Consider the following 13,464-nt stretch of genomic DNA (forward strand, 5'->3'; position numbering starts at 1 on the left):
CGCCTACCCGACCCCTGTCGGTAAGTCTTTATGCGCGTTTTCGCCCATGCAAGGTATCAACAAACGCCATCGCCAGGCCGGTCGCCAGACCAGCCACATGCGCGCCGTTAGCGATCGCCATGCCGAAAACGTCAAACCAGCCAGCAATTAACCACACTAAAGAAAAGAGTATCAACCCGCGCTGCAGATAAATACCGCTCTGCGGATCGCGCTCGCCCCGCAGCCAGACGTAGCCCATCAGCGCATAGACCACGCCCGATAAGCCGCCAAACCACGGGCCGCTAAACTGATGCTGCACGAAGCCGCTCAACAGGGCGCTGATAACGGTGATCACCACCAGTTTGCCGCTGCCGATGCGTTTTTCCACCGCGCCGCCGAGATACCACCACCATAGCAGGTTGAAGAGAATATGCATCAGCGAGAAATGCATGAAAGCATGGCTGAAATAGCGCCAGGCTTCGAACTGCAGCGAAGGATCGTAGGGCCAGGCCAGCCAAATCATCACCGGCTGATCGCCCAGCAGATTTTGCAGGATAAACACCGCGATGCAGATGAGCAGAATCGCCCAGGTGAACGGGCCGGCGTTATGCCGCAGCGTGGCAAAAAAAGGAAAGCGCTGATAGCGCAACCCGCTATTGGTCTGTCCGGACTGCCAGCTCGCCGCCAGATAACGCGGATCCGCCGGGTTCTCAAGGAAGCGGGCCAGCTCAGCCCTGACACGCCCGGCCTGACTCTCATCAGCCAGCCAGACGTCGCTCTGGGCGTGCTGCTGAATGGTCAGGATAATCCCCTGCGTCGCCATATAATCGACAAACGCCTGGGCCACCCGTGGATTGGCAAAAGAGGTAATCATTAACATGCAGCGAATCGCTTATTCCACACAAAGGGGGATAGTATACCTGCCAGCCGTTAAAACGTCCCGTGCGCCACTTCCGCCGGGAAATGGCGATGCCAGGCGTCGAACCCGCCATCAACGCTGTAGACCTTATCAAACCCCTGCTGCAGAAGATACTGCGCGGCGCCCTTGCTGCTGTTGCCGTGATAGCACATCACCATCACCGCCGTGTCAAAGTCGTGGTCACGCATAAACGCGCCCAGCGTATCGTTGGTCAGATGAAACGCGCCCGGCGTATGGCCCATCGCATAGCTTTGCGGATCGCGGATATCCACCAGCACCGCCGTCTGCTGATGCAGCTTCTGGTGCGCTTCTTCAACGTTGATACATTCAAACTGTTCCATGGTTCTCTTCTCTTTCTCGTCATGACGGGCGATGGCCGGCCCAATTTTACCCTGTAGTGTACCGTCAGGCGGTAAAGAAACGCCAATATGTTACACCCATCACTCCAAAATGTTTTTTTGATGTTACCAAAAGCGCGTTTGTTTGCTATAGTGAGCGATATCGAGCATTTGTGAGCTTAAACGAAAGTGTGAGAGGGTAAGAACGTGGAAACCAAAGATCTGATTGTGATAGGCGGAGGCATCAACGGTGCCGGTATCGCGGCAGATGCCGCCGGGCGGGGTTTATCCGTACTGATGCTGGAAGCGCGCGATCTCGCCTGCGCTACCTCCAGCGCCAGTTCCAAACTTATCCACGGCGGGCTACGCTACCTCGAACACTATGAGTTCCGCCTGGTCAGCGAAGCGCTGGCCGAGCGTGAAGTGCTGTTAAAAATGGCTCCGCATATCGCCTTCCCGATGCGCTTTCGTCTCCCGCATCGTCCGCATCTGCGTCCGGCATGGATGATCCGTATCGGCTTGTTTATGTACGATCATCTGGGCAAACGCACCAGCCTGCCGGGCTCCACCGGCTTGCGTTTTGGCGCAGAGTCGGTACTTAAGCCGGAAATTGTGCGCGGTTTCGAATATTCCGACTGCTGGGTCGACGATGCCCGCCTGGTGCTGGCCAACGCGCAGATGGTTGTCCGCAAAGGCGGCGAAGTGCGGACCCGCACTCGCGCCATCTCGGCAAAACGAGAGAATGGCCTGTGGGTGGTGGAAGCGGAAGATATCGATAGCGGCGAGAAGTTTACCTGGAAGGCGCGCGGTCTGGTCAATGCCACCGGTCCATGGGTCAAACAGTTCTTCGACGAAGGGATGCATCTGCGCTCGCCTTACGGTATCCGCCTGATCAAGGGCAGCCACATCGTGGTGCCGCGAGTGCATACTCAGAAGCAGGCCTATATTCTGCAAAACGAAGATAAACGTATTGTGTTTGTTATCCCGTGGATGGATGAGTTCTCCATCATCGGCACGACGGACGTCGAGTATAAGGGCGATCCGAAAGCGGTGGCCATTGATGATAAAGAGATTAATTACCTGCTGAACGTCTATAACGCGCACTTTAAAAAGACTCTCAGCCGGGACGATATCGTCTGGACCTACTCCGGCGTCCGTCCGCTGTGTGATGACGAGTCGGATTCGCCGCAGGCGATCACCCGCGACTACACGCTGGATATTCACGATGAGAACGGCCAGGCGCCGCTGCTCTCCGTCTTCGGCGGGAAGCTGACCACCTATCGCAAACTGGCCGAGCATGCGCTGGAAAAACTGACTCCCTATTACAAAGGGATCGGCCCGGCATGGACCAAAACCGCGGTGCTCCCCGGCGGCGATATCGGCGGCGACCGCGACGACTATGCAGCAAAACTACGCCGTCGCTTCCCGTTCATCAGCGAATCACTGGCCCGCCATTATGCCCGCACCTACGGGAGCAACAGCGAGTGGATCCTGAAGGAAGCCAGCGCCCTGAGCGATCTGGGGGAAGATTTCGGCCATGAGTTTTATGAAGCCGAGCTGAAATATCTGGTTGAGCACGAATGGGTGCGCAGCCTGGATGACGCCATCTGGCGTCGTACCAAACAGGGCATGTGGCTGAATGCCGAGCAGCAAGCGCGCATCAGCGAATGGCTGGCGCAGCATGCGGGAAAGTCTGAACTGTCGTTAGCGTCCTGACATCGCGCGGCGCCAGGAGAGAAATACCCGGGCTATGGCTTGCGCTTGGCCCGGATACCTGTTCACAAATTAAACGAGACTTTTTTTCCAGTCGGCAACGTGACATTTATACTGAGTTCTCCCCCCAATGCCGCAATGTAGCGTTTTAGGGTCGAAAGCCGCGGATCGTTATCAGCCTGTTCCATTTTAGCGATCGTTGGCTGCTTTACCCCCATAGCCGCAGCCATCTCTGTTTGCGACATTTGCAACTCTTCTCGAAGCAAGTTTAAAGCGACAGACTGGCGTATCTCTGCCGCTTTCGCTGCAATACGCTGCTGGCTTTCAGGACTCTGTTTCGCCATGAGTTCTTTTAGCGTGGCCATTATCGCTCCTTAGTCAGGTGTTGGCTGAATTCTCTGTCAGCCAGAGTAATCATCTCTTTGTAAAAACGTTTCTCATTCATGCCATCCTTATTGCCCGCACATAAAACGATAGCTTTCCGCAGTGGAGCAAAAGCAAAAAAGGCGCGGATGGGGAGCCCATGATGCTGAACCCGGAGTTCTTTCATATCCTGAAACGTTGAATCTTTCACCGTATCAACATACGGGCGCCCAAGCTGCGGACCAAACTCAGACAAGATGAGCATCGTGACCAACATATCCTCTTTTAAAGCTCTACTTTGTAATTCGAACCAGGCATCAAACGTATCGTCGTTTCTACATCCCACATAGGCGATCCCTCATAGCCTAAAGGCTATCATCCATATTATAGCCATTAGGCTATGAACGTAAACTTATTGAGCATTTATCGTACTGCTGGCGAATTCACGTCAATAGTATATTCCCGCAATAGCCTGAATCCTCCCCGGCACTTTTCCGAATAAAACGTTCTCCGCACAGACAGAAACGGGGCCAAATGGCCCCGTTGAGTTGCATTGACTGGCTTACAGCCTTACCGGGTCGATATGCCAGATATATTTCGCGTACTCCTGGATCGTCCGGTCAGAGGAGAAGTAGCCCATGTTGGCAATATTCAGCATCGCTTTATAGGCCCACTCTTCCGGATGTTGATACAGCTCGTCGACGCGATCCTGACAGTCCACATAGCTGCGATAGTCCGCCAGCACCTGGTAGTGGTCGCCAAAGTTAATCAGCGAATCCAGCAGGTCGCGGTAGCGCCCCGGTTCCGCCGGGCTGAACACGCCGGTACCGATCTGCGTCAGCGCCTGGTGAAGCTCTTCATCCTGCTCGTAGTATTCGCGTGGTTTATAGCCGCTGCGACGTAGCTCCTCCACCTCTTCCGCGGTGTTGCCGAAGATAAAGATATTCTCTTCGCCCACGTGCTCCTGCATCTCCACGTTCGCCCCGTCGAGGGTGCCGATAGTCAGCGCTCCGTTAAGGGCAAACTTCATATTGCTGGTGCCGGAAGCTTCAGTGCCTGCGAGGGAGATCTGTTCCGACAGGTCTGCCGCCGGAATAATCAGCTGCGCCAGGCTGACGCTGTAGTTGGGGATAAAGACCACCTTCAGCTTGTCGCCAATCTGCGGATCGTTATTGATCACCGCGGCCACATCGTTGATCAGGTGAATAATATGCTTGGCCATGTAGTAAGCCGAGGCCGCCTTACCGGCGAAAATGTTCACTCGCGGCACCCACTCCGCCTGCGGATCGGCTTTGATCCGGTTATAGCGGGTAATGACGTGCAGCACATTCATCAGCTGGCGTTTGTACTCATGGATGCGTTTGATCTGCACATCAAACAACGCCTTCGGATTCACCACCACATTAAGCTGCTGCGCAATATAGCTGGCCAGCCGCTGTTTGTTTTCCAGTTTAGCCTGACGCACCGCCTGATTGACCGTCGGATAGTCGATATGCTGCTTCAGCTCGTCAAGCTGGCTCAGATCGGTCCGCCAGGTGCGGCCGATATGCTCATCCAACACTTTCGACAACGGCGGGTTGGCCAGCGCCAGCCAGCGGCGCGGCGTGACGCCGTTGGTGACGTTGGTAAAGCGCATCGGGAAGATTTTAGCGAATTCGGCAAACAGCGACTCCACCATCAGCCGCGAATGCAGCTCCGACACGCCGTTGACCTTGTGGCTGACCACCACCGCCAGCCAGGCCATCCGCACGCGACGGCCGTTGGACTCGTCGATAATCGAGGTTCGGCTGAGCAGCGCGGTATCATTGGGATACTGCTCCTGCAGGGTCTTGAGGAAGTAATCGTTAATCTCGAAGATAATCTGCAGATGGCGCGGCAGAATTTTGCCCAGCATATCCACCGGCCAGGTCTCAAGCGCCTCGCTCATCAGCGTATGGTTGGTATAGGAGAAGACCTGACAGGTCACCTCGAACGCCTCGTCCCAGCTGAATTTATGTTCGTCGATAAGCAGGCGCATCAGCTCCGGTATTGACAGCACCGGGTGGGTGTCATTGAGGTGAATGGCAATCTTGTCCGCCAGGTTGTCAAAGGTCTTATGCAACATGTAATGGCGGCTCAAAATATCCTGTACCGTCGCCGACACGAGGAAATACTCCTGGCGCAGACGCAGCTCGCGTCCGGAGTAGGTCGAGTCATCCGGATAGAGCACGCGGGAGACGTTTTCGGAGTGGTTTTTATCCTCTACCGCAGCGAAGTAGTCGCCCTGGTTGAATTTACCAAGGTTAATTTCGCTACTGGCCTGCGCGCTCCACAGACGCAGCGTGTTGGTGGCGTCAGTGTCAAAGCCGGGGATGATCTGGTCGTAGGCTTCCGCAATAATCTCTTCCGTCTCAATCCAGCGGGTTTTCTTTCCTTCCTGCTGAATGCGGCCGCCGAAACGCACTTTGTAGCGGGTGTTGTGGCGCTCAAACTCCCACGGGTTACCGTACTCCAGCCAGTAGTCAGGGGACTCTTTTTGTCGGCCATCGACGATATTCTGTTTAAACATCCCGTAGTCGTAGCGGATCCCGTAACCGCGTCCCGGCAGACCCAGCGCCGCCAGGGAATCCAGGAAGCAGGCCGCCAGACGGCCCAGACCGCCGTTGCCAAGACCGGGGTCATTCTCTTCATCGATCAGCTCTTCCAGATCGAGCCCCATCTCCGCCAGTGCGCTGCTCACATCGTCATAAATGCCCAGCGACAGCAGCGCGTTAGAGAGGGTACGGCCAATCAGGAACTCCATCGACAGATAGTATACCTGGCGCACTTCCTGCGAGAGCTGCGCGCGGTTGGAGCGCAGCCAGCGCTCCACCATGCGATCGCGGACGGCAAACAGCGTGGCGTTAAGCCATTCATGCTTGTTGGCGATGGCCGGATCTTTACCGATGATAAACATCAGCTTATAGGCAATAGAGTGCTTTAACGCCTCAACGCTCAGCGTCGGTGATGCATAGCTAAAGGGTACATTCATAACAATGACTCCAGTGGTTACATCAAGCGTTGATAAAGTTCGCGATAGGAGTTCGCGGCAACCTGCCAGCTAAAATCCATATTCATCGCCTGACGCTGCACATAGCGCCAGAGCGACGGGCGCGACCAGAGAACAAAGGCGCGACGGATAGCGCGCAGCAATGACAGCGCATTGCTGTCCTCAAAGACAAACCCTGTCGCCAGACCATCGGCAAGGTTCTCCAGCGAACTGTCAGAGACCGTGTCCGCCAGCCCCCCGGTGCGGCGCACCAGCGGCAGCGTGCCGTACTTCAGACCATACAGCTGAGTTAAGCCGCACGGTTCAAAGCGGCTCGGCACCAGAATGACGTCGGCGCCGCCCATAATGCGATGGGAGAAGGCCTCATGGTAGCCAATCTGCACCCCCACTTTGCCCGGATGTTCGGCGGCGGCGGCGAGGAAACCTTCCTGCAGCACCGGATCGCCGGCGCCCAGCAGCGCCAGCTGGCCGCCCTGCTCAAGCAGACCCGGCAGCGCTTCGAGCACCAGATCCAGCCCTTTCTGGCTGGTCAGGCGGCTGACCACGGCAAACAGCGGCGCTTTGTCATCGACCTTCAGGCCCATCGCAATCTGCAGCTGACGCTTGTTCTCCGCCTTCTCCTCCAGCGTGTCGCGATCGTAGCGCATCGGCAGCAGCAGATCGTTTTGCGGACTCCAGATACCGTCGTCAACGCCGTTGAGGATCCCCGACAGCCGTCCTTCATGATGGCGCTGGCGCAGCAGCCCTTCCATGCCGTAGGCGTATTGCGGTTCGGTGATCTCGCGCGCGTAGGTCGGGCTTACCGCCGTAATATGGTCGGCGTAGTAAAGACCGGCCTTCAGAAACGAGATCTGACCGTTAAACTCGAGGCCATGCATGTTGTAAAACGACCACGGCAGCTCGATATCATTCATATGCCAGGAGTAAAACATCCCCTGGTAGGCCAGGTTGTGCACGGTAAAGACCGATTTAGCCGGGCGTCCGCGCGCCGCCAGGTAGGCCGGCGTCAGGCCGGCGTGCCAGTCATGGGCATGCACCACATCCGGGCGCCAGAACGGATCCAGTCCGCTGGCCATTTCGCTTCCCACCCAGCCCAGCAGCGCAAAGCGCAGGACGTTGTCGGTATAAGCGTGCTGGTTGGTATCGTGGTATGGGCTCCCCGGCCGGTCATAGAGATGCGGGGCGTCTATCAGGTAGATCCCCACGCCGTTAAAGTGGCCGTACAGCAGCGTGATCCGCCCGGCGAAGGTATCGCGGCGGGTTACCACCTGGGCATCCACCACGCCGCGGCGGATATCGGGAAACGCCGGCAACAGCACGCGGGTGTCGATACCCTCCGCAATTTGCGCCGCCGGCAGTGCGCCGATGACGTCCGCCAGACCGCCCGTCTTTAACAGCGGGAACATCTCAGAACATACATGTAAGACCTGCATTAGCGCTCCTGTTTGTGCCCCAATTTCCGCAGCATGTCGCGGGTCACCAGCACGATACCTTCCTCTGAGCGATAGAAGCGGCGTGCATCCTCTTCCGCGTTCTCACCAATCACCATACCTTCCGGGATGACGCAGGCGCGGTCAATCACGCAGCGACGCAGGCGGCATGAGCGCCCCACCCAGACATCTGGCAACAAGACTGCCGAATCAATGTTACAGAATGAGTTCACCCGCACGCGCGGGAACAGCACCGACTGCACCACCACCGACCCGGAGATAATGCAGCCGCCGGAAACCAGCGAGTTCAGGGTCATGCCGTGGCTACCGGAGCGGTCCTGGACGAACTTCGCCGGTGGCAGCGATTCCATATGGGTGCGGATCGGCCAGTTCTGGTCGTACATATCCAGCTCCGGCGTGACTGACGCCAGATCGAGGTTGGCCTTCCAGTAGGCCTCCAGCGTTCCCACATCGCGCCAGTACGGCTCAGCGTTCGGGTCAGACTGCACGCAGGAGAGCGGGAAAGGATGTGCATAAGCCATGCCAGCTTCGGTGATCTTCGGAATGATATCTTTGCCGAAATCGTGGCTGGAGTTTTCGTTGCGATCGTCTTCTTCCAGCAGCTCATAAAGATAGGCGGCGTCAAAGATATAAATGCCCATACTGGCCAGTGATTTGGTCGGGTCGGTTGGCATCGCCGGCGGGTTAGCGGGTTTCTCGACGAATTCAATGATTTTTTCGTTTTCATCGACCGCCATGACGCCGAAGGCGGATGCCTCTTCAATGGGCACCGGCATGCAGGCCACGGTGCAACGCGCCCCTTTTTCGACATGGTCAATCAGCATGCGCGAGTAATCCTGCTTATAAATATGATCGCCCGCGAGGATCACCACGTACTCCGCTTTGTAGCGGCGGATGATGTCCAGGTTCTGCGTCACTGCGTCCGCCGTGCCGCGATACCAGTTTTCGCCGTGCACGCGCTGCTGGGCTGGCAGCAGATCGACAAACTCATTCATCTCTTCGCTGAAGAACGACCAGCCGCGCTGGATATGCTGCACCAGCGTGTGCGACTGATACTGGGTGATGACGCCGATACGGCGGATCCCTGAGTTAATGCAGTTAGATAATGCGAAATCGATAATACGGAACTTGCCGCCGAAGTGAACGGCAGGTTTCGCACGCTTAATGGTGAGATCCTTGAGCCGGGTGCCACGCCCGCCCGCGAGGATCAACGCCACGGATTTGATGGGTAATTGACGCGCCAGCATCAGCGGATCGTTTTTTTCAAGCCTAACCATGATTAACTCCTTTTTACACCCCAGCTTTCCTTCTCATCCCGCCGCGCCGCCGCCACGAGTTCAACCGGAAGCTTCAGGGATTACGACCTTTGAAATACGCACACTCCGTGCGCGGGCCCATGCCAGACAGCCATGATGACCGGATTATCCTCTCCGGCGAAGGGAGGAACGGCGCGCCATTCCCCCTCAGGTAAAACCATATCGACCACCTCTGCGGTGGCGTTCAGCGTGAGCAGCCAGCGATCAGACAACTGGATCTGCATACACGCTGCGCCCTGCTGCCACTCCCCGGCAGTCAGCGGCTGGGCGTTGCGATTAAGCCAGCGGACATTGCCATCGCCCTCCTGCCACCAGCGGTTGCGGGTGAGCGCTGGAATGCGACGGCGCAGGTGGATCAGCGCCGCGGTAAACGCGGTTAATCCCGGGTTCGCCTGACGCCAGTCCAGCCAGGTCAACGCGTTATCCTGGCAGTAGGCATTATTGTTGCCGTGCTGGCTGTGGCCCTGCTCATCGCCCGCCAGCAGCATTGGCGTCCCCTGAGCCAGCAGCAGCGTCGTCAATAGCGCATGCACGCTGGCGCGCCGCCGTTCAATCACCGCAAGATTGGCGTCTAATCCCTCTATACCATGATTGTTGCTGTAGTTATTGTTAGTCCCATCGCGATTCTCCTCCCCGTTTGCCTCATTGTGTTTCTGATTGAAACAGACGCAGTCGCGGAGCGTGAAGCCATCGTGGGCCGTCACCAGGTTCACCGTCGCCGATGGCCGTTTGCCATCGCGAGCAAAGAGATCGCTGGAGGCCGCGAAGCGTTGCGCAAAGTCACCGAGGGAGACGTTTTGCTGCAGCCAGAAACGACGGGAAATATCGCGAAAATGGTCATTCCATTCGGCGAACAGCGGTGGGAAATTAGCCACCTGATAGCCGCCCGGGCCGATATCCCAGGGTTCCGCAATCAGTTTCACCTGCGACAGCACGCTGTCGCGGCGGATAGCCTCGAACAGAGGCGCATCCTGGCGGAATTCCGGCGTCCGCCCCATCACTGAGGCGAGGTCGAAGCGAAAGCCGTCAACATGGCACTCATCCACCCAGAAGCGCAAACATTGGCGCGCCCATTCCACCACCCCGGGGTGGCTGAGATTGAGCGTATTACCGCAGCCGGTCCAGTTGTGATAATCGCCATCCTCCCTTACCCAATAATAGCTACGGTTGTCGATTCCGCGCAGGGAGACGGTGGGCCCTTCGAGATCAATTTCCGCGCTATGGTTGAGCACGATATCCAGAATCACCTCGATGCCGGCGGCATGAAGCGCCTTAACCGCATCACGAAACTCATCGAGGGCACGCGCGGGATCGCTGGCATAGCGCGGATCCAGCGCGGACCATGCCAGCGGGTTGTAGCCCCAGTAGTTGCTCAAGCCCATCCGCTGCAGTCGCGGCTCGCTGGCGAACTGCGCTACCGGCAACAGCTCGAGGGCGCTGATGCCCAGCGATTTGAAGTAAGCGATCATCACCGGGTGGCCCAGCGCCTTATAAGTTCCGCGAATGGCTTCCGGCAGCTGCGGGTGCAACAGGGTGAGCCCTTTCACGTGCGCTTCATAAATCACCGTTTCCCCCCACGGGGTACGCGGCGGCTTATCGCCCCGCCAGTCGTAATGCAGATCCACCACTTGCGATTTTGGCGCGATTGCGGCGCTGTCGCGATGATCCGGCTCCCACATTCCACCATGCAGGCGTTCGTCATCCGGCAGATCGCCCTCGACCCGATACGCGCAGGGATCGAGCAGCAGCTTCGCCGGGTTAAAGCGGTGCCCCTGCGCCGGGTCCCAGGGACCATGCACCCGATAGCCGTAGCGCAGGCCCGGCCCGGCAGCGTCCAGCCAGCCGTGCCAGATGTCGCCGCTGCGCGCCGGGAGATCGACGCGTTGCTCGTTGCCCTGCTCGTCGAATACGCACAGCTCCACCCGCTCCGCATGGGCGGAGAAGAGGGCGAAATTCACGCCCTTGCCGTCATAGCTGGCGCCCAACGGCGCAGGTTTGCCTGCCGCAAGTGAGGTCATTGCGCCTCCCGGACCAGCCAGATCGTCGCCAGCGGAGGCAGGGTCAACGATAGCGAATGTTCGCGGCCATGGCTGGCGATCGCGTCGCTCTCCACCACACCGCCGTTACCCTGGTTGCTGCCGTGATAGTGCATGGAGTCGGTATTCAACGCCTCGCGCCAGCGTCCCGGCTGGTTAATGCCGAAGCGGTAGTCATGGCGCGGCACCGGCGTGAAGTTGCTGGCGACGATAATCTCATTCCCGGCCCGGTCGCGGCGCACAAAGACAAACACCGAACGCTCATGGTCGTCGACCACCAGCCATTCGAAACCGTAGGGGTCAAAATCCAGCTCGTGCAGCGCTTTATGGTGACGGTAGGTATGGTTCAGGTCACGCACCAGTCGCTGGACGCCATGGTGCCAGTTGTCGCCGCCCTCCAGCAGATGCCAGTCGAGGCTGCCGTCGTGGTTCCACTCGCGGCCTTGAGCGAACTCATTGCCCATAAACAGCAGTTTTTTACCCGGGAAGGCGAACAGCCAGCCGTAGTAGGCGCGCAGGTTGGCAAACTTCTGCCAGGCATCCCCCGGCATGCGGTCGAGAATCGATTTTTTGCCGTGCACCACTTCATCGTGGGAGAGCGGCAGCACAAAATTCTCGGTGTAGTTGTAGAGCATGCCGAAGGTCATTTTGTCATGATGGTAGCGGCGATGCACCGGATCGAGCTTCATGTAATCCAGGGTGTCGTGCATCCAGCCGAGGTTCCATTTGAACCAGAAACCGAGGCCGCCGCCGGCTGGCGGACGGGTCACCCCGGCAAAATCGGTGGACTCTTCCGCCATCGTCACCGCGCCCGGCGTCTGTTCGCCGAGGATGCGGTTGGTGCTGCGCAGAAACTCAATAGCTTCCAGATTTTCCCGGCCGCCGTATTCGTTGGGGATCCACTCACCTGCCTTGCGGCTGTAATCGCGATAGATCATTGAGGCCACCGCGTCGACCCGCAGGGCATCAATACCGAAGCGCTCGATCCAGTACAGCGCGTTACCGACGAGGAAGTTGCTGACTTCGCGGCGACCATAGTTGTAGATCAGGGTATTCCAGTCCTGGTGATATCCCTCGCGTGGATCGCTGTGCTCATACAGCGAAGTACCGTCAAACGAGGCAAGGGCAAAATCATCCGCCGGGAAGTGGCCGGGCACCCAGTCAAGAATGACGTTCAGCCCGGCGGCGTGCGCGGCGTTGATAAAGTAACGGAAATCGTCGCGGGTGCCGAAACGGCGGGTCGGCGCATAGAGCCCGGTGGGTTGATAGCCCCAGCTGCCGTCGAACGGGTGCTCGTTAACCGGCAGCAGTTCGAGATGGGTGAAGCCCATCCATTTCGCGTAGGGCACCAGCTGGTCGGCCAGCTCGCGGTAGCTCAGCCAGAAATGATTATCGGTATGACGGCGCCAGGAGCCGAGATGCACTTCATAGATAGAGATCGGGGCATCAAACTGGTTCGCCGCTTTGCGGTCCGCCGGCTGTTCCACTTTGGGCGGCAGGTCGCAGATAAGCGAGGCGCTTTCCGGACGCATTTGCGACTCAAAGGCGTAAGGGTCGGCTTTGACCCGCAGATGGCCGTGGGCGTCAATCAGTTCGAATTTATACAGCTGGCCATTATGCGCGCCGGGAACGAACAGCTCCCAGATCCCGGACTCTTTGCGGAATCGCATCGGGTGGCGTCTGCCATCCCAGTAGTTAAACTGCCCCACCACCGACACGCGGCGGGCATTCGGCGCCCACACCGAGAAACGGGTACCGGTGACGCCGTCCATGGTGGCAGCGTGCGCGCCCAGCGTTTCGTAAGGACGCAGGTGGGTCCCTTCGGACAGCAGCCAGACGTCAAGATCCTGCAACAGCGGACCAAAGCGATAAGGGTCATCAATCAGATTCTGCTGCCCGTGCCAGGTGACGGCCAGCTGATAGCGAAAGGCGTTTTTGCGACGTGGCAGGACGCCGCTGAAGAAACCACGCGAGTCGAGGCATTCGAGCTTGCCGACTTTGCGTCCGGTTTTCGGTTCAATAACCCACACGTCGGTGGCATCGGGTAATAATGCGCGCACTTCCAGCCCGGCGTCAGTTCGGTGCATGCCGAGCACGGAAAAGGGATCCGCGAAATGACCGGCGATTAGCGCATTAATCACGTCTCTATCAATATGATTAGACATGCTTTCATCCTGTTGTAAGTGTCGCTCATTCCTGTAACTGGCGACTTTTTTTGACCTGAACGGCGCAGTGCTCTCAGCATCCTCCTGCTCCGTCCCACCTTCAGGTAAGGAATTCCTTACTTAAAGCATAGCCAAGGCTGAGTTACCTCCGTGGGG

The 13,464-nt window shown here is 57.9% G+C and carries 9 protein-coding genes and 1 pseudogene; 1 reads left to right on the forward strand and 9 read right to left on the reverse strand.

Annotated features, from left to right (window positions below):
• Positions 1-28: 28 nt before the first annotated feature.
• Together glpG and glpE are read right to left on the reverse strand one after the other, a co-directional pair.
• The gene (gene glpG, locus FHW76_RS14120) at positions 29-859 is read right to left on the reverse strand and encodes a rhomboid family intramembrane serine protease GlpG (protein ID WP_008806994.1); all 831 of its coding nucleotides are present in this window, start codon (positions 857-859) and stop codon (positions 29-31) included.
• A gap of 50 nt (positions 860-909) precedes the next feature.
• Positions 910-1,239: a thiosulfate sulfurtransferase GlpE gene (gene glpE, locus FHW76_RS14125; protein ID WP_004202138.1), complete on the reverse strand. Its 330-nt coding sequence runs from the start codon at positions 1,237-1,239 to the stop codon at positions 910-912.
• 204 nt (positions 1,240-1,443) lie between these two features.
• Between glpE and glpD the strand changes: the two genes are divergently transcribed.
• Positions 1,444-2,952 carry a glycerol-3-phosphate dehydrogenase gene (gene glpD, locus FHW76_RS14130; RefSeq protein WP_008806993.1) on the forward strand — a complete coding sequence of 503 codons (1,509 nt, stop codon included), beginning with the start codon at positions 1,444-1,446 and terminating at the stop codon, positions 2,950-2,952.
• Positions 2,953-3,014: 62 nt separating this feature from the next.
• On the opposite strand, the gene FHW76_RS14135 is transcribed toward glpD, so the two are convergent.
• From FHW76_RS14135 to glgB, 7 genes and pseudogenes are all read right to left on the reverse strand, one after another.
• Positions 3,015-3,314 carry a helix-turn-helix domain-containing protein gene (locus FHW76_RS14135; RefSeq protein WP_008806992.1) on the reverse strand — a complete coding sequence of 100 codons (300 nt, stop codon included), beginning with the start codon at positions 3,312-3,314 and terminating at the stop codon, positions 3,015-3,017.
• A pseudogene (locus tag FHW76_RS14140) lies at positions 3,314-3,660 on the reverse strand (type II toxin-antitoxin system RelE/ParE family toxin). The gene FHW76_RS14135 and the pseudogene FHW76_RS14140 overlap by 1 nt, the downstream one beginning before the upstream one ends.
• A 214-nt stretch (positions 3,661-3,874) precedes the next feature.
• Complete coding sequence (gene glgP / locus FHW76_RS14145) at positions 3,875-6,322, reverse strand: glycogen phosphorylase (protein WP_008806990.1); 2,448 nt, start codon at positions 6,320-6,322, stop codon at positions 3,875-3,877.
• A gap of 17 nt (positions 6,323-6,339) precedes the next feature.
• On the reverse strand, positions 6,340-7,773 hold the full coding sequence (gene glgA, locus FHW76_RS14150; protein ID WP_004202133.1) for a glycogen synthase GlgA: 1,434 nt from the start codon (positions 7,771-7,773) through the stop codon (positions 6,340-6,342).
• Complete coding sequence (gene glgC, locus FHW76_RS14155; protein ID WP_008806989.1) at positions 7,773-9,068, reverse strand: glucose-1-phosphate adenylyltransferase; 1,296 nt, start codon at positions 9,066-9,068, stop codon at positions 7,773-7,775. The genes glgA and glgC overlap by 1 nt, the downstream gene beginning before the upstream one ends.
• 80 nt (positions 9,069-9,148) lie before the next feature.
• A complete protein-coding gene (gene glgX / locus FHW76_RS14160) occupies positions 9,149-11,125 on the reverse strand; it encodes a glycogen debranching protein GlgX (protein ID WP_023340784.1) in 1,977 nt (658 codons plus the stop codon).
• Positions 11,122-13,308, reverse strand: a complete 2,187-nt coding sequence (gene glgB / locus FHW76_RS14165; RefSeq protein WP_183476789.1) for a 1,4-alpha-glucan branching enzyme — start codon at positions 13,306-13,308, stop codon at positions 11,122-11,124. The genes glgX and glgB overlap by 4 nt, the downstream gene beginning before the upstream one ends.
• Between the last annotated feature and the right edge of the window lie 156 nt (positions 13,309-13,464).

Source organism: Klebsiella sp. RC2, from assembly GCF_014192815.1.
Lineage (GTDB): Bacteria > Pseudomonadota > Gammaproteobacteria > Enterobacterales > Enterobacteriaceae > Klebsiella > Klebsiella variicola.